Raw genomic sequence first — 24,155 nt, forward strand, 5'->3', positions numbered from 1 at the left:
GGGGACCTGGCGGTAATTCCGGCGGGCCGGGGCTAAACGGGCCGGTTAGAGCAGCTCTTCGAGATCGTTGACGACGAGCGTGGCGCCCGCGTCCAGCAGTGTCTGGCGCCCTGCGCCGCGGTCCACTCCGATCACTGCGTGGAAGTTGCCCGCGCTGCCTGCCTGCACGCCGGAAACGGCGTCCTCGACGACGACGCACTCCTCGCTGGGCAGCTTCAGCAGCCTGGCTGCGTAGTCATAGGTCGCCGGGCTGGGCTTGCCGGGCAGGCCTTCCGCGGCTGCGACGACGCCGTCAACTACCACCGGGAAGCGGACGTCCAGCCCTGCCGCGCGCAGCACTGAAGGAGCGTTGCGGGATGAGGAGACGACGGCGACCTTGAGTCCGCGGGCAAGTGCCGCTTCGAGGAAGCGCACCGACCCTGCGTAGGGATCGACGCCGGCGCTGACGATGTCGTTGAAGATCTTGTTCTTGCGGTTGCCCAGACCCTGGACCGTCTGGTTGTCCGGGTTGTCGTCGGTGGGACCCTCGGGGAGTTCGATGCCGCGTGAGGTCAGGAAGTCCCGCACGCCGTCAAACCTGGGCTTGCCGTCGATGTGGTCGAAGTAGTCGCTCTCCCGGTAGCCGGTCGTCCCGGGCATCGAGGCCAGGTAGCCGTCGAAGAGCTCCTGCCAGGCGCGCTCGTGGACCACCGCCGTGGGCGTGAGAACGCCGTCCAGGTCGAAGAGGATGGCAGACGCGCCAGTCCAGCTCGTGTGGCCGTTGTTGCCGTGGCTGGTGCTCAGAACTTCAGTCATGCCGGTGCGGTGTCCTTTCGGATTGCGGACAGCAGTGGTGGGGACCATGCAGGGAGGGGGTGCCATCGTTGGCGTCAGATCATTGGGTGTGCGTTCTTCGGCACGGGTCAGTTGCGCGGCGCTGGGCTTCTTGCTGCGGGGCTTCTTGCGGCGGAGCTTCGTATGGCACAGGGTCACGTGGCGTACGGGCGCAGGCGCACTGAGAAAAGTCTTCTTCCATGATGAGGGCAGTGGCCCGTAAGGGCAAACCTGCCGTGTCTTCGTGCAGCATGCGTCGCTCGGTCCAGCCCTTTCAGCACTCCGGCAGCGGACCGTTGGTCGCGGCCGAAGTCGAGTGTAAACGCTTGCAAATTTGCCCCGCAACTGTTTTTAACAACCCGCTGAAGTTTGACGGCTGCCTGCGTGCTACAGAACGTAGTGGCGAAGGAAGGCACTCACATCAACCATCTCCGCCCGGGACATCGCATGGCCCATTCCCGGATACGTGCGTGCGGTCAGCTGGGTGTGCGCGTTCAGCCACTCCGCGGTGTACTCCACGGCTTCATCGTTGATCACCAGGTCCGCCTTGTCCCTGCCCCAGAAGAAGGGCGGCGGGACGTCTATGGATTCGCTCAAGGCAAGGAGATCGTTGTTCAGGACGAAGCCGGAAAGCCCGACGACGGCCGGGAACTCCCGCGGCCGCAGCCGCAGCAGCGTGCTGGCCATGGCCATTCCCTGCGAGTACCCCAGCAGGCTGACACTGCTGTGCCCGCCCTTGACGGAGTCAATCCAGGAAAGGACCGAGTTGGCGGCCGCGATGACATCGGCAAAGTCGTTCGTGAGGAAGTAGTCGAGCAGGAACCAGCCGTAGCCGTCCGCGATCGGCATCGGCGCCCGCAGCGCAGCGCAGGTGAATTCAGCCGGGAGGTGGTCGAAGAGGTTCACCATCCGCGATTCGTCCGTGCCATAGCCATGCATCATTACGAGCAGCGGCGTCCCGGCACGCTCAGCCGCCGGCTTCGACCACACCACCGTCTCCATCGGACAAGCCTATCCAGTCCTGCACACCCTTCTTGCGCCTGACCTGCGCGTTTGATTGAAAGTGCGTTTGGTGCGATGTAGCCTGACGATTAACAGCATGCTTAGCAAGTGGCGCATGACAGGCCGTACTTACCAAGTTGCGAGAAGTCAGCTAATGCCGAGAAGTCCGCTAACGCAAGGAGCACGTCATGAGAATCGGTTCCGCTATTTTCCTTATTGCCTTGGGCGCCATCCTGGCCTGGGCCGTCACCCCGGGACTCATTCCCAACGTTGACCAGACTCTGATCGGGTACATCCTGATGGCCGTCGGGGTCATCGGCCTGATCGTATCCCTAGTTATGGCAAACCCCGGCAGGAGCCGCCGCATCAGCGAATCGCGCTCGGTGGTCGACCCCAATACCGGCGAGCGGATCACCCGCAACGAGAGCCGTGACGGCGGCGTATAACACCGAGGCGCGCCTCAATCCGCCACAGCCGAAGCCACGGACAGCCCTCCGTGAAGCTGCAGATCAAGCACCGGACAGCCGGGCCAGACCTCCGGGTCCGGCCCGGCGTTTTGGTTTCATGTTGGTTTTTCATTGACAAAGCAACACGAACGAAGATAAAGTCAAGTAATTGCAGATCATGTGATGGCAGTCACTGGATGACAGTCACTTGAAGGGCAGTCACTTGGTGAAGCCGCTTTCCTGATCTGGAATGACCGGATGTTTTTCGCAGTACTAACGCAGGGCAGTACTTACGCAATGGAGGGTATGTGTTCGCCGAGGAGCGTCAGCAGCAGATCGCAGGGCTCGTTGCAGCCAGCGGCCGCGCCAGCGTGACCGACCTCGCGGAACGCTTCCGGATCACCACCGAAACCGTCCGCCGCGACCTCGCCGCCCTCGAATCCGCCGGCACCGTCAGGCGCGTCCACGGCGGAGCCGTTTCAGCAGACCGCTTCAGCACAACTGAAGAAAGCATCCTGGAACGGACCATTCAGCGCCAGGAGCAGAAGCTCCGCATCGCGGAGGCCGCCCTCGCCTTCCTGCCGCAGGGACCCTCAAGCAGCATCGTCCTCGACGCAGGCTCCACCACCGAGGTCCTGGCCGATCTCCTCTCCCGCCGCAGCACCGGAACGGCCTCTTCCAAGGGAGCCGACAGGGACCAGGAACTCGTGGTCATCACACACGCCGTCCCCATCGCCGCCAAACTTGCCAGTACGCCCGGCATCGCGCTGCAGATCCTCGGCGGCCGCGTCCGGGGACTGACAAAGGCGGCCGTCGGGCAGGCAACCGTGGATGCGGCACTCAAGCTCCGCCCGGACATCGCCTTCGTGGGAACCAACGGCATCCACGCAAGCTTTGGACTGAGCACCCCCGACCCCGAGGAGGCCGCCGTCAAGGCTGCCTTCGTCCATTCGGCCCGCCGCATAGTGGTGCTGGCCGATTCGTCCAAGCTGGACGCGGAAACGCTGGTCCAGTTCGCCTCGTTGAAAGATCTGGACACAGTGATCACTGACCGCAAACCCAGCCGAGAACTAGCCGTGGCGCTCGCAGACGCCGGCGTGGAGGTGGTCATCGCATGATCGTCACCCTCACAGCCAACCCCAGCCTCGACCGCACGGTCGCGCTTCCCGGGCCGCTCGAACGCGGCGAAGTTCAGCGCGCCGTCTCCGTGAGCCAGGAGTCCGGCGGCAAGGGAGTCAACGTCTCCCGCGCCCTCGTGGCTTCCGGGCTCGAAACCGTTGCGGTTCTGCCCGGGGCAGATTCGGACCCCGTTATCGCCGGACTCCGCGACGCCAAAGTTCCCTTTGCCGCCCTGGCCATCCACGAACCCCTGCGGACCAACGTGGCACTCACGGAGCCGGGCGGCGTAACCACCAAGATCAACGAGCCCGGCCCCGTGCTCGATGAGGAGGCGCAGGAAGCCCTCATCGGCCTGCTGCTGGAACGCGCCCAAGGCGCCAGCTGGGTTGTCCTCGCGGGGTCGCTCCCGCCAGGAGTTCCTGCCGATTTTTACGCCACCGTCACCCGGAGGCTGCGTTCGGCGGACACTGGAAACAGCGTTCCGCAGATCGCCGTCGACTCCTCCGGGGCGCCGCTCGCGGCGGCAATCGCCGCCGATGCAGCAGGGGCAGTTTCCGGGAAACCGGATCTGCTCAAACCCAACGCCGAGGAGCTCGCGGAACTCGCTGCCGCAGCAGGTTTCGCCTCGGTGAGCACGGCTGAGGAACTCGAAGCGGATCCGGAGGCTGCCGCGGCAGCCGCCGCCGCCGTCGTGCGTTCCGGTGTGGGGGCCGTGCTGGCAACGCTCGGTTCAAAGGGCGCTGTCCTCGTGACGGCCGACGGCGCGTGGCTGGCCACGCATCCGCCGGTCACCGCGGTCAGTACGGTCGGCGCGGGCGATTCGTCGCTGGCCGGCTATCTGCTCGCCGCAGACCAGGGCGCCGCCCCGGCTGACCGACTCCGTCAAGCTGTGGCGCATGGCGCCGCAGCCGCATCCCTGCCGGGCTCCACAGTCCCGGCAGTCCACCAAACCACCCCCGATGCCGTAACCATCACGGCTCTCCGGAAGGATTGACAGTGACTCAGCTCATCACCACCGACCTGGTCGAGCTCGACCAGAACCTGGGCAATTCGCCCGAGGACGTGATCCGGCATCTGGCAGGCCGGGTTGCCGCCGTTGGCCGCGCCAGCGAAGTCGAAGGCCTCTTCACGGACGCCTTCGCCCGCGAGCAGAAAACCGCCACGGGCGTGCCAGGCGGAATCGCCATCCCGCACTGCCGCTCGGCGGCAGTGATCGAGCCGACACTCGCCATGGCCCGGCTCTCCCAGAAGGTTGACTTCGGAGCGAAGGACGGCCCCGCAGACATCATCTTCTTTATCGCGGCACCGTCCGGCGCTGACCAGGAGCACCTCAAGCTGCTTTCCAAGCTCGCCCGGTCCCTGATCAAGAAGGATTTCACGGCGGGCCTGCGCGCCGCATCTACGGAGGCGGAGATTGTTGAACTCGTCGAAGGCGCGTTGGCTGACAAGCCGGCTGCCCACGCAGCCGCCGCCCCCTCCGGGGAGCCGCTGGCCAGCGGCGAAGGAGCGTCAGCGGCCGGAATGCCGGGAGCTACCGGCGGCGCTACCGCAAAGAGCGGCCCCAAGCGCCTCGTGGCCGTCACTGCCTGCCCCACCGGCATTGCACACACCTACATGGCTGCCGACTCCCTCGTGGCAGCAGCGCAGGAAGTGGGCGTTGACCTTCAGGTGGAAACCCAGGGTTCCTCGGGCGCCAAGCCGCTGGACCCGGCCGTTATCGCCGCGGCCGACGCCGTAATCTTCGCCGTGGACGTTGACGTGCGCGGCAAGGAGCGCTTCGCCGGCAAGCCCGTCATCAACGCCCCGGTCAAGCGCGGCATCGACGAACCCGCCAAGATGGTGCAGGAAGCACTGGACGCCGCGGACAACCCCAACGCCCGCCGCGTGCCGCACTTCGGCGCCGAAGAGCAGGCCGAGCAGGAAGCCGCCGAAAAGGGCGAACACATCGGCCAGAAGCTGAAGAGGGCGCTGCTCACCGGCGTCAGCTACATGATTCCGTTCGTTGCCGGCGGCGGCCTGCTGATCGCCTTGGGCTTCCTGCTGGGCGGATACGACATCACCGAAGTCGCTGACACCGTTGTTCTCGAAAACAACTTCGGCAACCTTCCTGAAGGCGGCCTCGCCATCTACCTGGGTGCCGTGATGTTCAAGATCGGTGCCCTCTCCATGGGCTTCCTGGTGCCGGCCCTGGCGGGATACATCGCCTACGCCATTGCGGACAGGCCTGGCATTGCACCGGGCTTCGTGTCCGGCGCCGTGGCTGGCTTCATGGGCGCAGGCTTCCTCGGCGGCATCGTCGGCGGCCTGCTCGCCGGCTACATCGCCCACGTGATCGGCAGCTGGGCCGTACCGCGCTGGCTGCGCGGCCTGATGCCCGTCGTCATCATTCCGCTGCTGGCATCGATCGTCGCCTCCGGCCTGATGTTCATGGTGCTGGGCGGCCCGATCGCCGGCCTCACCGCCGGACTGAATGGCTGGCTCTCGGGCATGACCGGCGCCTCGGCAGTGGTCCTCGGAATCATCCTCGGCCTCATGATGTGCTTCGACCTCGGCGGCCCGGTCAACAAGGTGGCCTACGCCTTCGCAGTCGCCGGCCTGAGCGCCGGCAGCGCCACCAACCAGGCGCCATGGCAGATCATGGCAACCGTCATGGCTGCCGGCATGGTGCCCCCGCTCGCCATGGCCCTGGCAACCGTCCTGGACAAGAAGCTGTTCAGCCTGGCTGAGCGTGAGAACGGCAAGGCCGCCTGGCTGCTCGGTGCCTCCTTCATCTCCGAGGGAGCCATTCCGTTCGCCGCAGCCGATCCTCTGCGCGTCATCCCCGCCAGCATGGTGGGCGGCGCGGTCACGGGTGCGCTGAGCATGGCCTTCGGCGTCACGTCACAGGCACCCCATGGCGGGTTCTTCGTGTTCTTCGCCATCGGCAACCTCCTGATGTTCATCGTTTCCATCCTGGCCGGAATGGTGGTCACCGCCCTCGTCGTGCTCGCCCTCAAGCGCTGGGCCGTCCGCAAGTCCGTTGATACCGTGGAGCAGGTTCCAGTAACTGTCTGATCCGCTGGCCTCCAGCACCCCAATCACCACCGCAATTGCAAGGAGCAGAAATGTCCGAACGTACCGCAACCGTCGCCAGCCGAGTAGGCCTGCACGCCCGTCCCGCAGCCATCTTCGCCGAGGCAGCAGGCGAGTTTGACCTCGACATCACCATCGCCCGCGAAGGTGAGCCGGCAGACGAAGCCATGGACGCCGCCAGCATCCTGTCCCTCATGAGCCTTGGCGCATCGCACGGCGACGTTGTGGTGCTGCGGGCAGAGGGCGACGGCGCGGACGCCGCCCTCGACCGCCTGGTCCAGATCCTTGAGACGGACCACGACGCCGAATAAGTCGCTGGCCTCATAGCGGCCGGCCCCTGCAGCTTCCCGGCAGACCGGGAGGTGTGCAGGGGCCGGCCGCTGCCGTTTCCGGACTCTTGCACCTGCCGAAAACCGATAGCTAAGCAACCTTACTAGTTTCTTGTTTTTGCTCCTCCACCCCACTAGCTTGGAACTGTGGTCCCGCCGTTCCATACTGCCCGGCCGTTCCACCAGCCGTTCCATAAGCACCGGAGAGACCGGTCTGAAGGAGGAGTACAGAGTGGCAACCCTGCACGAAAGCATCGAGGTCGAGGTTCCGGTCAGCACCGCCTACAACCAGTGGACACAGTTCGAGTCCTTTCCCCGGTTCATGAAGGGCGTGGAGTCCGTCGAGCAAATCGATGAGACTTCGCTGCATTTCCGCACCAAAGTGGCTGGCATCAAACGGGAGTACGACGCGCAGATCCTGGAGCAGACACCGGACAAGTGCATAGCGTGGGTCAGCAAGGACAAGCCCCGCAACGCCGGAAGGGTCACGTTCGAAGGCCTTGGCGAGGATCTCTGCCGGGTGAAGGTGGAGCTCGAGTGGGAGCCGGAAGGCCTCCTGGAGAGGACCGGCGCAGCTGCACATGTTGATGAAACTCAGGTCGAGTCCGATCTGCTGCGCTTCAAGGAGTTCATCGAGTCACGCGGCATCGAAACCGGCGCCTGGCGGGCTTCCGTTGACCGCGGAGAGGTAGACGCCCCGTAGGGGACGCCGGCCCTGGGAACCCAGCACTAAGAACAGAGTCCTGGAGGTAGCGATGCCCGAGAAAAAGAACCCCAGCGTGAAGGATCCCAAAGTCTACGAAAAGCTTCGTGATGAAGGGGCCTCAAAGCAGAAGGCGGCCCGCATCTCGAACGCAGCCGCAAAGAAAGGCCGGTCCGAAGTAGGCCACAAGGGCGGAAAGTCCGGGGACTACGACGACTGGACGGTGGACCAATTGAAGGCCAAAGCCAAGGAGATCGGCCTCAAGGGCTACTCAGGCAAGAAGAAGAGCGAACTCATCTCCGCGCTCCGAAACTCCTGAGCGGCCGCGCATGGGAATGGCGGGCAGGGTGCCCGATACCTCAGGCGCCCTTCCTCGCTGCCTTGGTGGGGGTCGTCTTGGTGGCGGTCGCCTTAGTAGCAGTCTTGGTGGCCGCCGTCTTAGTGCCGGACTTTGCCGCCGCCGTCTTGGTCGCCGACTTGGCCGCAGGTGCACGCTTCGTGGTTTCAGCCTTCGCGCCGCCGCTCTTCGCCGTTCCGTCCGTCGTGGAGCTGTCCGACTTGGCGGTGCTCCTGCTGGATGTGCTCCTGCTGGATGTGCTCCTGCTCGACGTGCCCTTGCCTGCGCCGGCGCTGCCCGTGCCCGCGCTCTTGGCGGCAGTACCCGTCTTGGCTCTGCCGGAGGCCCGCTTGGCCGTCCCGGCCTCCTCAGATTGGGCCTGGTCAGATTCGGCTTCATCGCTCCCGGATTCAGCCTCGTCCTCGGACTCGTCAGAGCCGCTCGCTGCCCTCCCGCCTCCTCCGCGTTTCCGGTCCAGGCTGCGCTTGAGGGCCTCCATCAGGTCAATCACCTCGCCCTTGCCGCCTTCCGCGGCCTCGGCACCGAAGGTCTCTTCCGTGTCCAGGGCATCGCCCTTCTCCAGCTTGGCCTCAATCAGTTGGCGCAGCTGGGCCTGGTAGTCGTCCGTGAACTGCTCCGGCTCAAAGTCCGAAGCCATGGACTCCACCAGCGCGGCGGACATCTCGCGCTCCTGGGCGGAGATGCGGATGGACGTGTCCAGGGCAGGGAATTCCGCTTCGCGCACCTCATCCGCCCACAGCAGGGCCTGCAGCATCAGGACATCGTCGCGGATCCGGAGGGCCCCCAGACGCGTCTTGTCGCGCAGCGCGAACTGCACGATCGCAACACGGTCGGTGTCCTCGAGCGCCCGGCGCAGCAGCATGTAGGCCTTGGGCGACTTGGAGTCAGGCTCCAGATAGTAGCTTTTCTCGAACATGATGGGATCGAGCTGCTCGGACGGCACGAACTGAACCACTTCGATCTCGTGGCTGTTTTCCGCCGGAATGGACTTGAGCTCCTCACGGGAAAGGATCACTGTCCGGCCGTCGTTCTCGTAGGCCTTCTCGATGTCCGCATAGTCCACCACCTTGCTGCACACCTCGCAGCGCCGCTGGTAGCGGATCCGGCCGCCGTCGGCGTTATGCACCTGATGGAGGCTGATGTCGTGGTCCTCGGTGGCGCTGTACACCTTGACGGGGACGTTGACCAGCCCGAACGCGATGGCACCTTTCCAGATGGCTCTCATGAGACAAGTGAACATCACGCTGCCCCGGAGGTGAAGCCCCTTGGCCGGCGGTAAGGAACGAGTCCGCGTCGGTGGCCGCGAGCTGACGCTGACAAACCTCGACAAGGTGCTCTACCCTGCCACCGGCACCACCAAGGCTGACGTCCTGGCCTATTACGCCGCCGTGGCGCCGGTCCTCATCCCGGCTGCGGCCGATAGGCCGGCGACGCGCAAGCGGTGGGTCCACGGTGTAGGAACAGCGGACGAGTCCGGGCAGATGTTCTTCCAGAAGAACCTTGACCACTCCACCCCCGGCTGGGTTCCGCGGGCCGCCATCACGCACAAGACCAACACAATCTACTATCCGCTGGTGAACGACGCGGCCACGCTGACCTGGCTGGCCCAGATCGCCTCACTGGAGATCCACGTCCCGCAATGGCGGGTTGACTCGCGAGGCAACGCCCTGCCCCCCGACCGCATCGTGCTTGACCTGGACCCCGGCGAAGGGGCGGGCCTGCAGGAATGCGCTGAGGTGGCCAGGCTGGCCCGGGCCATCCTGAAGGACGTGGGGTTCGACCCGGTGCCGGTAACCAGCGGCAGCAAGGGCATCCACCTGTACGCCGGCCTCGACGGGACCCAGTCCTCCGACCAAATCTCCGAATTCGCGCATGAACTGGCCCGGGCCCTCGAGGCCGACCATCCGGAACTGGCCGTCAGCGACATGAAGAAGACACTAAGGACGGGCAAGGTCCTCGTCGACTGGAGCCAGAACAACGCCGCCAAAACCACGATCGTTCCCTATTCCCTGCGCGGCCGGCTGATGCCCACCGTGGCGGCTCCACGCACGTGGCGGGAACTGGCTTCTGCCAAGCTCGGGCAGCTGGACTATGAAGAGGTCATGCGCAGGGTCAAGAGCGGCAAGGACCCGTTCGCCGTCGTGGACGAGATCAGTGGACAGGCCCACGCTGCGGCCTCCGGCGCAGGCACCGGCCGCGGCGGCCATGGGGACCCCAGGCTGCACAAGTACCGGTCCCTGCGGGACCAGGACAAGACGCCGGAACCGTTCACCGCTGAAAACAGGGCCGAAAACATGGCCGGAACCACGGATGGCAAGGAAATCTTTGTGATCCAGGAGCACCATGCGAGCAGGCTCCACTACGATTTCCGGCTTGAGCACGACGGCGTGCTGGTTTCATGGGCGCTGCCGAAGGGCGTACCGGAGTCAGGGGCCAAGAACCACTTAGCGGTCCAGACCGAGGACCATCCCATGGACTACGCCGATTTCGAAGGCACCATTCCCAAGGGCCAGTACGGAGCCGGCACCGTCAGCATCTGGGACAAAGGCGTCTATGAGCTGGAAAAGTGGGTCAACGGCAAAGAAGTCATCGCCACGCTCACGGGCCAGGAGGGCGGCGGCCTCGGGGGCACCAGGAAATTCGCCCTGATCCATACCGGGGAGGGCGAAGGCGGACAGGGACAGTGGCTCATCCACCTGATGGAGAAGCCACACGGCATCCGGGGCAAGCGCGGCACGCCCTCAGTGGCCCCAGCCAGGGCCGCCCCGGCCCCATCCCCGTCGAGAGGCGCAGCCACAAGCGCAGGCACCGCCACAGGCACAGGCACCGGCGCAGGCCCGAGCACAGGCGCCGGCGCCGGCAAGAGCGCCATCATCGAGGATCCGGCGCCGATGTTGGCGACGGCCGGGACACCGGCGGATCTCCACGGCAGCGAATGGTTTTTCGAGCTCAAATGGGACGGGATCCGGGCCCTGGTGGTGGCTGACGGGGACAAGATCCGGCTCCTCAGCCGAAATGGCAACGACATGTCGGCGAGCTACCCCGAACTGACTGACCGTGGCTGCTGGCCGCCGCAGGACTTCATCGCGGACGGCGAGATCATCGCCGTCGGGTCCCGCGGCAGGCCCGACTTCGGACTCCTTCAGGGCAGGATGAAACTGACCAAACCGGGCGACGTGAAGAGGGCCCGCGCTGCCATCCCGGTGCGGCTGATGCTGTTCGATCTGCTGGCCGAAGGCGGTGAAGACCTGCGTCGGCGCCCGGCCCAGGAGCGCAGGGAGCTGCTCGAAGACTTTTACCGCCCGTCGGATTGCCCGGTGCATCTGTCCGAAACACTGGACGAGCGGGTGGAGCACATCCTGGAAAGCGCACGGGAACTCGGACTGGAAGGCGTGATGGCCAAACGCACCGACAGCCGGTATGTCAGCGGCCAGCGGAGCCGGTCGTGGATCAAGCTCAAGATCGAGCAGACCCAGGAAGTAGTGGTTGGGGGCTGGCGGCCGGGCAAGGGAGAGCGGTACGACACCGTGGGCGCGCTGCTGCTGGGGCTGCCTCAGGGCAAGAAGCTTCGCTATGTGGGCCGCGTTGGCAGCGGCTTCAGCATGCAGGAACTCAAGGAACTGCGGCAAACCATGGAACGGCTGGCCCGAAAGACCTCGCCGTTCGAGGAAGTGCCGGCCCTCGACGCCGCCGGTGCCCGCTGGATCGAGCCTGACCTGGTGGGCGAAGTGACCTTCGGGGAATGGACCGGCAGCGGAAAGCTCAGGCATCCGGTGTGGCGCGGCTGGCGCCTGGACAAAACACCGGAGGACGTCGTCGCCGAATCCCCCGCCTCCTAGGGCAGTTCCTGGGGCCGGCCACCAACGGATCCGTTTACACAAGAATGGCCCGGCGAAAAAAATCGCCGGGCCATTCTCTCGCCTCGGGCGGACACCGCCCCAAAGGGCTAGGACGAGTGCGGCATCTGCGGACGGCTGGTCCGGTGCACAGCGGTCACAGCGGCCCCTTGGCCCATGCGGCCGCGGTTCGAGCCGCGGTCCTTGGGATGGCGGTGCTTGCCGTTGCCGTCTGGCCACTGGCGCCCGCTACCCATGGCCGAAGTGACGGCGATGGTCTCGGGCGTGGGCAGCGGCGGCCTGTCCATTGACTCGGCCAGGTGTGATGCCACCTCTGGTTTGATGGAGCGTCCCTTGTTCATGTCAGCCATTTGTTCTTCCTTTCCCCGATGAAACGAAGCCATTGCAGGACTGCCTTCGGGCTGCCGGCTGGCCGGAGTCTGGATTTCCGGCGATACCGGGAACACCGCGGAGGCAATGCCTCAACAGGCGTGGATTTTTGTGGTGTGGATGGCGGGGCGGCAGGCAACGGAGCAATCCGTCAGCGGCCGGACGGCCGCCTACTCAAAGATCAGTGTTCCCATGGCTCCACGATATGCAGAAACCTGCCGGGCGGGAACCCCCGCAAAGCGTTCAGTCCTGGCCATCGCTGCTAAAGGAGCCCTCCCAGACAGCGCGGGATCCGGCTTCTCCGATCTGCACCACCGCGATGACCGTCCCACCGCACAGGACAAGAACCAGTACGACGGCGATTGCTCCGGCAATGCGGCTGCCGGCGGTTCCGAGCCTGCTCCGCATTCCTTCGGCCTGAGTGGTGCCATACCGGAACCACAGCCACTGCGCCACGGCCACGATGAACACACCGATAACCCAGGGCAGGAGTGTGCCGCCGAGGTTGGAGTGGGCTGTGATGGCAGGGGTCGTGTCCACCCGCTGCATCAGCCATTCCCCGGACTGCTGGGTGATGGGGACCATGATGAGCGCCACCAGGGCGAGGAGCGGGGTCACGATTCCAAGCCGCCGGCGGGCCTCAGGCCAAACAACGCTGAGCAACGTGCACACGGCGGCCAGCGGCACGAAGACCACAGTGCCGTGCACTATGAGTACATGCAGTGGCAGGCCGCTGATTACATAGTCCATGCCGAACACCCCTGACTGGAATGGTCAATCCTGTTCCCGTTCCCGGCTCCCGCACCGGGCTTACCCGATCAGACGAACACCGGCGTGGAACGGTTCAATGCGCGCTGATTTCCCGGATCGATACGGGCCTTCCCTGCGGTCCGCCTGAGCCGCGATACCCCTGATTTCGGTCCCAAAACGGGTCCTAAAACAAAAATTTTGATAACGATGCCAGCAGGAGTCCCGATTCCGCGGAATGACGGGGTGAAACCGGGCAAAACATGTCCGGGGTCGGACCCGCATTCCGGGCTGAAACGGCGGATCATACGGCACGAAGCTCTCGGCCGCCATGCAATTCGCGTAAAATTGAAGGCCTGCCCGGAGCGGGGCAGCTACAAGTCGCAAGCAAATGACCTCCACAGGAGTCGCCCAAATGCCCATAGACCGAAGCACGACCGACTCTTCAGCAGGCGTTCTGAACGCCGGCGGAACCAACCAAGTGACACCCCAAGGTGTGAAGAAACCAAAGCTTCTCGCGCGTCGCCGGCTCAAGGAGTCCGACGTCAACGTCGTAGACCAGCCCATGCTGAAGAAAGCGCTCGGCGGCACGATTGTCGGCAACACCATGGAGTGGTACGACGTGGGCGTCTTCGGCTACTTGATCACCACGATGGGGCCGGTGTTCCTGCCCGAAGCCGATGCCAAGGTCCAGACTCTGTTTCTGCTGGGCACCTTCGCAGCGACCTTCATCGCCCGCCCGCTCGGCGGAGTGATCTTTGGCTGGCTTGGTGACAAGATCGGCCGCCAGAAGGTCCTCGCTGCCACCCTGATGCTCATGGCGGCGAGCACGTTCGCCATTGGCCTGCTCCCGGGTTATGCCCAGATCGGCATTTGGGCAGCCGGCCTGCTGGTGCTGCTCAAGATTGTCCAGGGATTCTCCACCGGCGGCGAGTACGCCGGTGCCACCACCTTCGTCAGCGAATACGCCCCGGACAAGCGCCGAGGCTTCTTCGCGAGCTTCCTGGATCTGGGAAGCTACCTCGGGTTCGCCCTCGGTGCGGCCCTGGTTTCCGTGCTCCAACTGACGATGGGCCAGTCCGCCATGGAGGAATGGGGCTGGCGCCTTCCGTTCCTCATCGCAGGCCCGCTCGGACTCATCGCCGTGTACTTCCGTAACAAGATCGAGGAATCCCCGCAGTTCCAGGCAACGCTGGACGCCCAGGAGGAGCAGGCCAAGGACGCTGCGGCCGAAGACGCTCCCGCCACAAAGGGCCCGGTCGGAATCGTCAAGGCCTACTGGCGCTCACTCATCGTTGCCATGATCCTCGTGGCCGCTGCCAACACTGCGGGCTACGCCCTGACGTCCTACATGCCGACCTACCTCACCGAGGCCAAGGGCTACGATCCGGTCCACGGCACGCTGCTGACCATTCCCGTCCTCATCATCATGAGCCTGTGCATCCCGCTGACCGGCAAGCTGTCCGACCGCATCGGCCGCCGCCCCGTCCTCTGGATCGGCGCGGGGAGCACCATCGTGCTGGCTGCCCCGGCGTTCATGCTGATCGGCATCGGCAGCACCTGGTCCACGCTGGCTGGCCTGGCCCTCGTGGCCTTCCCGGTGACGTTCTACGTGGCCAACCTGGCCTCGGCGCTGCCCGCCCAGTTCCCCACGGCCAGCCGCTATGGTGCCATGGGGATCGCGTACAACTTCTCGGTAGCGATCTTCGGCGGCACCACCCCGTTCATCGTTGCCGCGCTGATCTCCGCGACGGACAACGACATGATGCCGGCGTATTACCTCATGGCCACCTCGGCTATTGGTGCGATCGCCATTTACTTCCTGAAGGAATCGGCGCGTCGCCCGCTGCCGGGTTCCATGCCGAGCGTGGACACCCAGGCGGAGGCCCGGGAACTGGTGGCCGGCCAGGACGACAACCCGCTGCTTGACCTGGACGATCTGCCGTTCGAAACCGTGGACGCCGAGAAGGACATCCTGGCGGCACAGGCGGACAAAGACATGGACAAGGACAAGGTTCCCGCCAACGCCTGATGCACCCGCCCCGCGTCCGCGGTGAGGGCCTGTCCGGCGTGCTGTCCTTGGGGGAAGCACACCGGGCGGGCCTTTGCCATGCGCAGTGCTAGTTTCTATAGGGATGTCCCTTTACAGGGCGCCGGCCCGTGGAGGACGGCGGACCATATGAGTTGGAGGAGTTGCCGTGCGGCCTGTGCTGAGGCATGTCCGGCAGCTCCACAGCCTGGGACCCGCGGACAATGACCACATTTCCGCGTTGCGGGTGGCCATCAGCGTGGCGGTTCCGTCGCTTCTCCTGTTGCTCGCCGGCAGGCCGGACCTGATCACCTACGCCGTCTTTGGCGCCCTGACCGGAATGTACGGCCGCAATGAGCCACACCAGCTCCGGCTCAGGCACCAGCTGCAGGCTGCGCTCGTGCTGTTGTCCGGCGTGGCGGTCGGCGTTTTCCTGTCTGTTAACCATCTCCATTCCTGGTGGCTGGTGGGCGTGGAAGCTGTGCTGGCAGGTGTTGGTTCACTGTACTCAGACAGGGTGAGGCTCAAACCCAACGGTCCCTTTTTCGGCATCCTTGCCCTCGGTGCCTGCGCATCAGTACCCACGGCCGTTCCCGGGTACGTTGCCCTGCTCATCGCGGCGGCATCCGCCGGTTTCTCGCTTTTCGTGGGTTTCGGCGGCTGGATCCGCGGCCGGGTGTGGGTCCCCCGTGCAACGCGGAATCCCGTCAGGTTGCAGGGACAGCTGCGGCAGCGGGCCGTGGTGCACGCCGCGCGCTACGCAGTAGCGGTGGGCGCTGCCGGTGCTGCGGGTGTCCTGACCGGCAGCGGCCACCCGCATTGGGCGATGGCGGCCGCTGCTGTTCCGCTCGCCGGTGCGGACCTGCCGAGCAGCGTCCACCGCGGCATCCACCGCATCGTCGGAACGCTGCTGGGGCTGGTGATTGTCGCCGTCGTGCTTCTGCCGGGCCCCTTGGCCCCGCTCCCCCACTTTCCGGGAGCCGAAGCGGCCGTCCTGGCGGTCCTGGTCATCATCTTTCAGTTCACCACCGAGCTTTTCATGGCGCGGCACTATGGGCTGGCGATGGTCTCTTTCACGCCGGTCATCCTCCTGATGACCCAACTGGCGGCGCCGGACGACCCTTACGTGCTCATTGCCGAGCGCGGAGTCGAGACAGCCGTGGGGGCCGTGACCGGCATCCTGGTGGTGGTGTTTATCCGTTCGCGGCGGAATTCTCCCCCGGCGCCTTTGGTTTCCTCGACGGGCCCGCGGTGATCCTGTCCGGCAGGATCCGCGCGGCGGCGGCCAGCACTTTATAGCGCTTCGTCGGAATGGACACCGCCTTGCCCCGGGCGTTGTCGGCCAGGCCTTCCCGGACCACCCTTCCCGCGCGGAGCCAGGTCCAGCCGGGTGCGACGGACTTGTCCATCCCCATCCTGTCGTGGAACTCGGTGTGGACGAAGCCCGGGCAGACCGCCGTGACCTTTACTCCCCGCGGTGAGTAAGCGAGGTTGGCCCAGCGGCTGAACGTGAGCAGCCACGCCTTCGCCGCCGAATACGAACCGCGGGGAAGGAACGCCGCCACGCTGGCCACGTTGATGATCCGTCCCGAACCGCGCTCCAGCATCCCCTGCAAGGCAGCATGGCTGAGCTCCATGGCCGTCTGGACATGCAGTTTCAGATGATTCCTCTCATCCTCGATGCTGTTCCGGTCAAAGTCCTCGAGCAGTCCCATGCCGGCATTGTTCACCAGCACCTCGACGGGACGCGCGGCGTCGGAGAGACGGGCGACGACGGCGGCCACCCCGGCGTCGTCGGTCAGGTCCGCGGGCAGCACCTCCGCCGTGGTGCCGTACCGCCGTTCCAGCTCCGCTGCGGTCGTCTGCAGTCGTTCCCCGTCGCGGGCCACGAGCACGAGGTCGTGGCCCTGTTCCGCGAGCTGGCGGGCGAATTCCGCGCCGAGCCCCGCGGTGGCACCGGTGATGAGGGCTGTCGTCATGACGTTAGCTTAGCGCCGCCCTTCCCGGGACGCGCCGGTCCCGGGAAGGGGTGCCGTCAGGCGGGACATGCGGTTCAGGGCCTGTACATCGGGTTCGGCATGGTTCCTGCCTTGGGTACGGGCGGCCGGGTATCGAGATCGGTGTAGCCCAGCCGCAGGCGATAGCCGTTGAGCGGGTAGCGGCCGAACTCTTTCCCCAGGAAACCGCTGGCTTCCAGCCGGGCAGCCTGCCCGGGATGGGAGTCGGCGTACTCGGTGATGACGTCGCGGGTGAGGTTCCACAGGTCCGCCGATGCCATCGGCAGGTCCCGGAGATCGAGCAACTCACCGAGCGGGCCCCACACGCCAAGGAACAGCGCGTCAACAATGTACTGCCGCAGCACGTGCCATGGTTTGCGGGGCAGGACACGGACGTGGCCGTCCGGTTCCCAGGAACGCGCCGGAACCAGGTCGGTGCTCACGCACACGTCGTCGACGAGGTCCTTTATGACCAGGCGGCTCGGCATTCCCTCGGCGTCACAAATAACCATGAGGTTCTCGCCGTGCGGGTTCACGCTCACCCCGTAGGTGTGCAGCAGGTGCAGCAGCGGCCGGACCGTAACGGACACCAGTGCCGCGAGCCAGTCCGCCAGCTCGCGGCCGGAGAGTTCAGCCAGCGCTTCGAGCGCCGTGTCACCCATCGGGTCCTCGTGCAGCACCATCGCCAACGGCCATACCGTCTCGCCCTCCGCAAGGGCAGGGTCCACGGGCTCCCGCCAGATGCAGCCCAGTGTCTCGTCCCATTGATAGGGCACGCCCGGGTAGTCCGCCAGGTGGGGGTGGCGGACCGTCACGGACGCAACTTCACCGAGCAGCACGGTGTGGCGGTTAAGGAAGGGGTCCGCGTCCCAGATGGAACGCATCCAGTGGGTGGTCATCGGAGCCGCCAGCGAGCAGTGCCTGGGGATACCCCGGTACACCGACGTGTTGAGGATCTTCAGCGGCAGCTTCATCTGGAGTTTGGACGGCTCATCAGCGTTCACGAGGGTACGGATCGACTGTGTGGGCAGGTAGTGGTCCTCCTGTTCCCCCAGGACCACGATCTGACCGGACAGCAGGCTTCCGGACCACAGCTGCCGGACCACGTGATCCACCTGCCACGGATGCGCAGGGAGCTGCACGTAGCCGGCCGGGTCGGCCCCGGCATCGCGCAGGACGGCCTTGAAGCGTTCCTGTGTCGCGGGATCCAGTTCGCGGTCGATCAGGTCCTCCTCCGACATGGATGGAACGGACCGGAACTCGGCCAGCCGGCGTGACACGGCCAGCCACACCGGACGCAGCGGCCTGCCGGCTTCCGGGGCATACTGTGCGCAGTCGGATGCCGAGAAGCCGAGCCTTCCCTTATTGGCCACCAGCAGGGGGTGGCCGGTCAGCTGTCCTTCCATATGGGCGTGCGGCAGGCGAACCAGTTCCTTCGCCGGGATACCCTTCACTGCCAGCTGCGCATCGGCGGCGAGTGTTGCGGAAAGCTCGGCGATGTAGTTGGCCACGGTCGTCCCGGTCAGGCCCAGCGTGCTGGCCGCATCCACGACGAACCGCCCCGGATCGTCCGCCGGTTCGCTCTCGTCGTCGCCGAGCACGCCCCGGCTGACCCGGCGGATGGTTCCCGGATCGACGACGTAGGAGCCGAAGCCGGTCCGCCTGGCCTGGAACAGGTAGGACGAACTGTCGAGGTGGAGCTGCAGGTGCGCAGCTTTTGCTGGTTCGGCGCTGGTTGAATCGGCACTGGTTGATTCCGCACTGAGCAGTTCCTCGGAGAGCAGGGCGCCAATGAGCTTCGCCAGAAGCCTTGCGGATGGCAGATGGGTCACAGCGGGGCTCCCTCGCGGCCGGCTATATTCACATGCTCAAGCGATCCTGTGTCCTGCCAAGGCAGCGGTGGCTCGGCAGCCATGAGCATTGCAGTCTTGTCGGGCAGCTGGACGGCGTCCACTGCCGCAAACCCGGCGTCGCCGAAGGCGCGGTGGGACCGTTTGTTCAGGAAGTCGGGCTCGGCCACAAGACGCCCGCAGCCGGGCAGGATCTCCGCGGCGCTGTCCAGCACGCCGCGGATCAGGCGTGCGCCCAGGCCCCGTCCCCGCGCTCCTTCCCCCAGGGCGAGGTGCATCCCAAGGTCGGTCTGCGTGTGGTCGACATGCCGGCCAAGGACGTCGGCTGCCACCCGGTAGACCTCGACGTACCCTGTCACGCGGTCTCCTTCGGCCAGCGTCAGCGCCAGGCTGTTGGGGTCATGGAGCAGGCCGGTAACGTATTCCGCCCATCGGTCCGCCTCCCACGCCTGGTGCCACCACTGCTCGACGTCGGGCTCTGCCATGAGCGCTGCCAGGCCTTCGGCGTCAGCAGGTGCGGCCAGCCGCAGGACGTGCCCCTCCAGCACCAGGTTCCGGTTCCAGTTCAGGCTCGTCATGCGCTGACCACCAGGGGGTTGGGAACGTCAAGGTAGACCGACTGGGCGTCCAGTGGCGCCACCACCTCGTCGATTCCGGCCAGCCGGGTCGCCAGGTGCGCCTTGCAGGGCAGGGTCGGGGCATTCAGCCAGCGGTTCACCAGCCGCACCCCGGCCGGGCCCGCCTCGGCCAGGGCCGGTAGCGCCGCCTGCAGGCGCTCGCGGACCACCTCCAGCAGGATTTCCTCATCCGCCATTCCTTCGGCTGCCATCGATCCGACCAGGGAGAGCACCTGGTTGTGCAGGAGGTAGTAGGTGAGCCGGTCGTCGACGATGCCGTCGTCGACAACGGCCAGGGTGCTGCTTTCCTCGCCGGTGCAGGCCAGGACGTCGGCCAGGCGGGAAGCGGCCAGGTAGTAGCCCTGGTTGTCGCGGTAGGCGCCTCCCGTGATCCGGCCGTCGGCGTCCAGCCGGACGAGGGTGTTCTGCTGGTGGCCTTCGAGCCCGATGCCCGTGCTCGCGTACAGGCTCAGCATCGGCAGGAGCACCTGGTCAACATAACTGCCAAGCCAGGCCACGGGATCGGCGCACCAGCGTGCGAGCAGGCTGGGCCCCCACGGGCCCGGACCTGCGGTGCCGGAGGTGACGGAGGGGGCCGAAGGCGCGATGAGCCCGGCAAGGCACACCATCCGCTCCACTCCTTCCGGAACCTCGCGGAGGGAGACGTCGAGTCCGGTCAGGGTTCCTCCGGCGGCATCCGAGGGGTCGATGACTGCCGCCCAGGCAGGGTCCCTGACGATCGTGAAGTCCGGATCGCTGTAGCTGACATAGCCGGCATCAATGAGCCGGTTTATCTCGACGCCCCGCTTGAGCTCCGTGGCGGTGGCCTCCCTGACGGAGTTGGTGATCTTCAGTCCCGTGGACACCTTCAGCATCACCGGGTGGTCCGGGTGGAAGAGCGTGCGCAGGCTTGACGTGGCCCACCACTCATCACCCAGGGGGCCCAGCGGCCGCAGCAGCCCGGCGGCCATCAGGTCCTGGACGGCTTTGCGCTGCCGGACTGCCTCCGCCTGCCAGGGGTGTGCCGGGATCAGCACGTGACCTGCCGCAGGGCTGTACCCGGCGATGGCAGCCAGCAGTCCGTGGACGTCCTTGCCCCCGAGCGAAGGCGCGGCCGCCGCCTGGTCCTGGGCGACCACCGAGCGGTGGGCCTCGAACCAGTGCAGCTGGAAGCGGCCGCCGAGCTCGGGCGAGTACGCCTCGAGTTCGGCTGCGCTGAGTTCGTCCCTGCTTTTCGGGGCGGGATGCTGCAAGTGGCCAAGGAGCAGGGACCGCTCACCGTCCAGGAACAACGGCCCGTCCAGCGAAGCGTTCCGTTCCCGCGCAGCGAAGGTGCTGACGTTGCGGATGGATTCCCGCGTGCGGCTCAGCAGGAGCGAACGTTCCTGTTCTTCGGCCCCTGTTGTCAGGAGGGCCAGCAGTTCTTCGGCGCTGACGGCATGCCGCGTCCCGTCGGCGTGCACCACCGCCACGTCCGTGAAGCTGTGCAGACCTGTCCGGGAGAAATGGGTGCAGCGTGCGCTCACGTTCAGCGACGTGCCGGGGACCGCCGTGAAGATGCCGTCGCCGTCGACCGTCACCCCGCGTTCCCGCACCCAACAGCGGAGTACCGCGTCAACGTGCGCTGAGTCCGCCAGAATCTGCAGATCGATGGTTTCTGAGGCGCTCATGATGCATCCCCAATCTGGGTGGTTGCGGGAACGTGGGACTGTGGCATGGGAAACTCCGTCTGCTGGGGTAGGTGTTGAAGGGGATCGGTTTGGGGAAAGGACTGAGGCACCCCGAACTGCTGGAAGGCGATGCTGCGCTCCACGGCGTAGACCTCCCGGCCGGTGACTTCGCGCAGGATGCATGAGTTCCGGTATGCAGCCATGCCGAGGTCCGGGGTGACGAAGCCGTGGGTGTGGAGCTCGGCGTTCTGGACGAAGATTTCGCCGGGTTCGACGCCGGTGCTGTAGTTGCGTTCGACGGCGAACCTGCCGTTGCTGTCCCGGGCGATCCGGTCCTGCACTCCGGCCAGGAACGCCGGCTCGCGGTAGCTGTAGCCGGTGGCCAGAACCACGGCCTCGGTGTCCAGTGAATAGCCGGCGCCCTGTTCCTCATGCCGCAGCCGCAGCGTATGCGACCCCGAGGCGGGGTCCCACGACGCTCCGGTCAGCGCAGAGTGCGTGAACAGCCGGGTATCCACGAGGCCAGAGAGGCTCTTGGTGTACAGGAGGTCGTAGATGGCGTCAATGAGCTCGGAATTGATGCCCTTGTACAGGTTCTTCTGGCTCTTGATGAGCCCGTCGCGCCGCTCCTGCGGGAGGCCGTGGAAGTAGTCCACGTATTCCGGAGACGTCATTTCCAGCGTGAGTTTGGTGTACTCCAGCGGGAAGAACCGGCCCGAGCGGGTGACCCAGTTCAGCTGGTACCCGTGGACGTCGATCTCCTGCAGCAGCTCGTAGTAGATTTCCGCCGCGCTCTGGCCGCTGCCCACGATGGTGATGCTGCGCTGCTTCTGCAGTTCACTCTTCCGCGAGAGGTAATCGGCGTTGTGAAGGACCACTCCGCCGCCGTTGGCTGCCGCATCGACGATTCCGTCGCAGGCAGCCGGAACATAGGGCGATGTTCCAGTGCCGAGCACCAGCCTCCGCGCGCGGAGCACCTCAGCGCCGGCCGGACCGTCCACCGAAAGCGTGTACACGCCGTCGCCGTACGTGATGTTCCGGACGTCCGTGCCGAACCTAACCGAGTCGAGCTGGCCCGCCACCCATTGGCAGTACTGGTTGTACTCGGCGCGCAGCGGGTAGAAGTTCTCCCGGATAAAGAAGCGGTAGAGCCGTCCGGTCTGCTTGAGGAAGTTCAGGAACGAATAGGGCGAGGTGGGGTCAGCGAGCGTCACGAGGTCCGCCATGAACGGCACCTGCAGGTGGGCGGGCTCCAGCATCATGCCGGGGTGCCAGTCGAAGGATTCGCGGCGCTCCAGGAACACCGCGTCGAGTCCCTCAACGGAGGCGCTCAGCGCGGCGAGACCCAGGTTGAAGGGCCCGACGCCGATTCCGGCGATGTCGTAAATGCGGGACGCGCTGGAAGTGTCAAAGGCCTGGGTGCTCATGCTGCCGACTCCGTCCGGTTCAGCAGCGCAGCACCGGTTCCGCGGAGCAGGCTGATGATTTCGCTGATGTCCTCGAGCGTGGCCTCGGCGTTGAGGAGGGTGAACTTGAGGAAGTGCCGGCCGCCCACCTTGGTACCGGCCACCACCGCTTCGCCCGAGTCGAAGACGGCGGCTCTGATGGCGGGGTTCAGAACGTCCGCCTCTTCCTCGGAAAGGCGTGTTCCGTCGTCGAGCAGCGGCCTGTACCGGAAGACGAGGGTGCTGAGCTGGGGCCGGGCGGCCAGTTCGAAGTCGGGATTCGCCGCCAACAGAGCGCCCACCCTCCCGGCGAGGTCGATCGCCTCGTCGAACAGCGCTCCAACGGCGTCCGCGCCCATGATCCGCAGGGTCAGCCACAGTTTGAGCGCATCGAAGCGCCGCGTGGTCTGGATGCTCTTGTCCACCTGGTTGGGAATGTCGGCCAGGGCGGCGGCCTCCGGGTTCAGGTAGTCGGCGTAGTAGGTCACGTGGCGGAGCATGGCGCCGTCCCGGACCAGCAGCGCGCTTGAGCTGACCGGCTGGAAGAACGTCTTGTGGAAGTCGACTGTGACGGAATCCGCCAGGCCAATGCCTGTCAGGAGGTGCCGGTACCGCCCCGACACGATGAGCCCTCCGCCGTACGCGGCGTCCACGTGGAACCAGGATCCGTAGGCACGGGCCAGCGCGGCGGTTTCGGCAAGCGGGTCCACCGCACCGAAGTCGGTGGTGCCCGCGGTGGCCACGACCGCCATCGGCACCAGCCCGCTGTCATGGGCGTCCGCGAGCGCCTCGGCGAGGGCTGCGGGGTCCATGCGGTGGTCGGTTTCGCAGCGCACGGGAACGACGGCGTCGTAGCCCAGCCCCAGCATGGAGGCCGACTTCCGGATGCTGAAGTGGCTGTCCTCGGACGTGAAGATGCGCAGCCTGTCCAGCAGGGCAGGGAGCCTGAGCCCTGCGGCTTCGGGGTTCTGCCGCAGGGCCGCCACGGAGTGGTTCCGCGCAATCAGGAGGGCCTGGAAGTTGGACTGGCTTCCCCCGGACGTGAAGACGCCGTCCGCAGCGGCGCCGAGGTGCAGGCGGTCGGCGGTCCATTCGACGAGGCGCCGCTCGATCATGGTGCCCCCGGCGCTCTGGTCCCAGGTGTCCAGGGATGAATTCACGGCCGAAAGGACTGCCTCCCCCACGAGCGCCGGGATGACCACGGGGCAGTTCAGATGGGCGGCGTATTTGGGATCGTGGAAGTAGACGGCGTCGCGGAGGTAGACCTCCTCGAGTTCCTCAAGTGCAGCTGCCGTATCCGGCAGCGGCCGGTCCAGGTCCACCTCCCGTACGCGGCGCTGCATTTCCGAGGGTCCGACCCCGGTGAACGGTCGGGTGGTCCGCTCGAGTTTGGTGGCCACGGCGTTGACGCCCTGCAGCACCTGGGCCACGTAGCGCGGGGCGTTGCGGGCGTTGAAGAGATGGTTGCTGGCGGACAGCGCAAGCTCTACGCGAGACCCAAAATCGGGATAAGCGTGGCCCGGAGGTGCCTTATCCGCGCCGGCGTCGTCGGCAATTCCTTGGTCGGCGTAGATCTCGCTCGCTGACATCTCATGAACGGGGGGCAGCAACGTCACGGCGGTGGTCCTCTTCTCGGGCTTGGAAAACACTCAGAGCAAGGCAAGCCTTACTTAGGCGACCCTTTTAGTCAAACTTTCGTGTTGTAATTCCAAAAACCCGCGAACTGGCGCGG

The 24,155-nt window shown here is 65.8% G+C and carries 21 protein-coding genes; 10 read left to right on the top strand and 11 right to left on the bottom strand.

Annotated elements, in window-relative coordinates; all coding sequences use genetic code 11:
- Nucleotides 1-45: 45 nt before the first annotated feature.
- Together AC5RUM_RS01970 and AC5RUM_RS01975 are read right to left on the bottom strand one after the other, a co-directional pair.
- Nucleotides 46-795 carry an HAD family hydrolase gene (locus AC5RUM_RS01970; protein ID WP_494033354.1) on the bottom strand — a complete coding sequence of 250 codons (750 nt, stop codon included), beginning with the start codon at nt 793-795 and terminating at the stop codon, nt 46-48.
- 405 nt (nt 796-1,200) lie between these two features.
- Nucleotides 1,201-1,815, bottom strand: a complete 615-nt coding sequence (locus AC5RUM_RS01975) for an alpha/beta hydrolase (RefSeq protein WP_494033355.1) — start codon at nt 1,813-1,815, stop codon at nt 1,201-1,203.
- Nucleotides 1,816-2,003: 188 nt separating this feature from the next.
- On the opposite strand from AC5RUM_RS01975, the gene AC5RUM_RS01980 reads away from it, so the two are divergent.
- The 7 genes from AC5RUM_RS01980 to AC5RUM_RS02010 all read left to right on the top strand — a co-directional run bounded on the left by AC5RUM_RS01980 (nt 2,004) and on the right by AC5RUM_RS02010 (nt 7,803).
- Nucleotides 2,004-2,261, top strand: a complete 258-nt coding sequence (locus AC5RUM_RS01980) for a DUF6458 family protein (protein ID WP_494033356.1) — start codon at nt 2,004-2,006, stop codon at nt 2,259-2,261.
- A 308-nt stretch (nt 2,262-2,569) separates the two neighbouring features.
- Nucleotides 2,570-3,379, top strand: a complete 810-nt coding sequence (locus tag AC5RUM_RS01985) for a DeoR/GlpR family DNA-binding transcription regulator (RefSeq protein ID WP_494033357.1) — start codon at nt 2,570-2,572, stop codon at nt 3,377-3,379.
- Nucleotides 3,376-4,374, top strand: a complete 999-nt coding sequence (locus tag AC5RUM_RS01990) for a 1-phosphofructokinase family hexose kinase (RefSeq protein ID WP_494033358.1) — start codon at nt 3,376-3,378, stop codon at nt 4,372-4,374. Before AC5RUM_RS01985 ends, AC5RUM_RS01990 begins: the two co-directional genes overlap by 4 nt.
- 2 nt (nt 4,375-4,376) lie before the next feature.
- The gene (locus tag AC5RUM_RS01995; protein ID WP_494033359.1) at nt 4,377-6,434 is read left to right on the top strand and encodes a PTS fructose transporter subunit IIABC; all 2,058 of its coding nucleotides are present in this window, start codon (nt 4,377-4,379) and stop codon (nt 6,432-6,434) included.
- 50 nt (nt 6,435-6,484) lie between these two features.
- On the top strand, nt 6,485-6,763 hold the full coding sequence (locus tag AC5RUM_RS02000) for an HPr family phosphocarrier protein (RefSeq protein ID WP_076799084.1): 279 nt from the start codon (nt 6,485-6,487) through the stop codon (nt 6,761-6,763).
- 250 nt (nt 6,764-7,013) lie between these two features.
- A complete protein-coding gene (locus tag AC5RUM_RS02005; protein ID WP_494033360.1) occupies nt 7,014-7,484 on the top strand; it encodes an SRPBCC family protein in 471 nt (156 codons plus the stop codon).
- A gap of 52 nt (nt 7,485-7,536) precedes the next feature.
- Nucleotides 7,537-7,803, top strand: a complete 267-nt coding sequence (locus tag AC5RUM_RS02010; protein ID WP_494033361.1) for a DUF7218 family protein — start codon at nt 7,537-7,539, stop codon at nt 7,801-7,803.
- A 40-nt stretch (nt 7,804-7,843) separates the two neighbouring features.
- On the opposite strand, the gene ku is transcribed toward AC5RUM_RS02010, so the two are convergent.
- A complete protein-coding gene (gene ku, locus AC5RUM_RS02015; protein ID WP_494033362.1) occupies nt 7,844-9,067 on the bottom strand; it encodes a non-homologous end joining protein Ku in 1,224 nt (407 codons plus the stop codon).
- Nucleotides 9,068-9,107: 40 nt separating this feature from the next.
- On the opposite strand from ku, the gene AC5RUM_RS02020 reads away from it, so the two are divergent.
- Nucleotides 9,108-11,681 carry an ATP-dependent DNA ligase gene (locus AC5RUM_RS02020; RefSeq protein WP_494033363.1) on the top strand — a complete coding sequence of 858 codons (2,574 nt, stop codon included), beginning with the start codon at nt 9,108-9,110 and terminating at the stop codon, nt 11,679-11,681.
- A 107-nt stretch (nt 11,682-11,788) separates the two neighbouring features.
- Here the strand turns inward: AC5RUM_RS02020 and AC5RUM_RS02025 are convergent, their stop codons facing one another.
- Nucleotides 11,789-12,049, bottom strand: coding sequence for a hypothetical protein (locus tag AC5RUM_RS02025; protein ID WP_494033364.1), 261 nt, complete (start codon nt 12,047-12,049; stop codon nt 11,789-11,791).
- Nucleotides 12,050-12,311: 262 nt separating this feature from the next.
- On the bottom strand, nt 12,312-12,818 hold the full coding sequence (locus AC5RUM_RS02030; RefSeq protein WP_494033365.1) for a hypothetical protein: 507 nt from the start codon (nt 12,816-12,818) through the stop codon (nt 12,312-12,314).
- Nucleotides 12,819-13,230: 412 nt separating this feature from the next.
- Here AC5RUM_RS02030 and AC5RUM_RS02035 point away from each other — a divergent pair, with 412 nt between their 5' ends.
- Both AC5RUM_RS02035 and AC5RUM_RS02040 read left to right on the top strand, forming a co-directional pair.
- Nucleotides 13,231-14,847 carry an MFS transporter gene (locus tag AC5RUM_RS02035; protein WP_494033366.1) on the top strand — a complete coding sequence of 539 codons (1,617 nt, stop codon included), beginning with the start codon at nt 13,231-13,233 and terminating at the stop codon, nt 14,845-14,847.
- A 166-nt stretch (nt 14,848-15,013) separates the two neighbouring features.
- Nucleotides 15,014-16,099 (top strand): FUSC family protein, encoded by a 1,086-nt coding sequence (locus AC5RUM_RS02040; RefSeq protein WP_494033367.1) that lies wholly within the window; start codon nt 15,014-15,016, stop codon nt 16,097-16,099.
- On the opposite strand, the gene AC5RUM_RS02045 is transcribed toward AC5RUM_RS02040, so the two are convergent.
- The 6 genes from AC5RUM_RS02045 to AC5RUM_RS02070 all read right to left on the bottom strand — a co-directional run bounded on the left by AC5RUM_RS02045 (nt 16,038) and on the right by AC5RUM_RS02070 (nt 24,039).
- A complete protein-coding gene (locus tag AC5RUM_RS02045) occupies nt 16,038-16,823 on the bottom strand; it encodes an SDR family NAD(P)-dependent oxidoreductase (protein WP_494033368.1) in 786 nt (261 codons plus the stop codon). The two genes, AC5RUM_RS02040 and AC5RUM_RS02045, sit on opposite strands and share 62 nt — an antisense overlap.
- A gap of 74 nt (nt 16,824-16,897) precedes the next feature.
- Nucleotides 16,898-18,673, bottom strand: coding sequence for an IucA/IucC family protein (locus AC5RUM_RS02050; RefSeq protein WP_494033369.1), 1,776 nt, complete (start codon nt 18,671-18,673; stop codon nt 16,898-16,900).
- Nucleotides 18,670-19,269 (bottom strand): GNAT family N-acetyltransferase, encoded by a 600-nt coding sequence (locus tag AC5RUM_RS02055; protein ID WP_494033370.1) that lies wholly within the window; start codon nt 19,267-19,269, stop codon nt 18,670-18,672. Before AC5RUM_RS02055 ends, AC5RUM_RS02050 begins: the two co-directional genes overlap by 4 nt.
- The gene (locus AC5RUM_RS02060; RefSeq protein ID WP_494033371.1) at nt 19,266-20,978 is read right to left on the bottom strand and encodes an IucA/IucC family protein; all 1,713 of its coding nucleotides are present in this window, start codon (nt 20,976-20,978) and stop codon (nt 19,266-19,268) included. The genes AC5RUM_RS02055 and AC5RUM_RS02060 overlap by 4 nt, the downstream gene beginning before the upstream one ends.
- Nucleotides 20,975-22,405, bottom strand: coding sequence for a lysine N(6)-hydroxylase/L-ornithine N(5)-oxygenase family protein (locus AC5RUM_RS02065; protein WP_494033372.1), 1,431 nt, complete (start codon nt 22,403-22,405; stop codon nt 20,975-20,977). Before AC5RUM_RS02065 ends, AC5RUM_RS02060 begins: the two co-directional genes overlap by 4 nt.
- Nucleotides 22,402-24,039, bottom strand: coding sequence for a pyridoxal phosphate-dependent decarboxylase family protein (locus AC5RUM_RS02070; protein WP_494033373.1), 1,638 nt, complete (start codon nt 24,037-24,039; stop codon nt 22,402-22,404). Before AC5RUM_RS02070 ends, AC5RUM_RS02065 begins: the two co-directional genes overlap by 4 nt.
- Nucleotides 24,040-24,155 lie beyond the last annotated feature (116 nt).

The sequence above is a fragment of the Arthrobacter sp. B2060 genome (assembly GCF_059090445.1).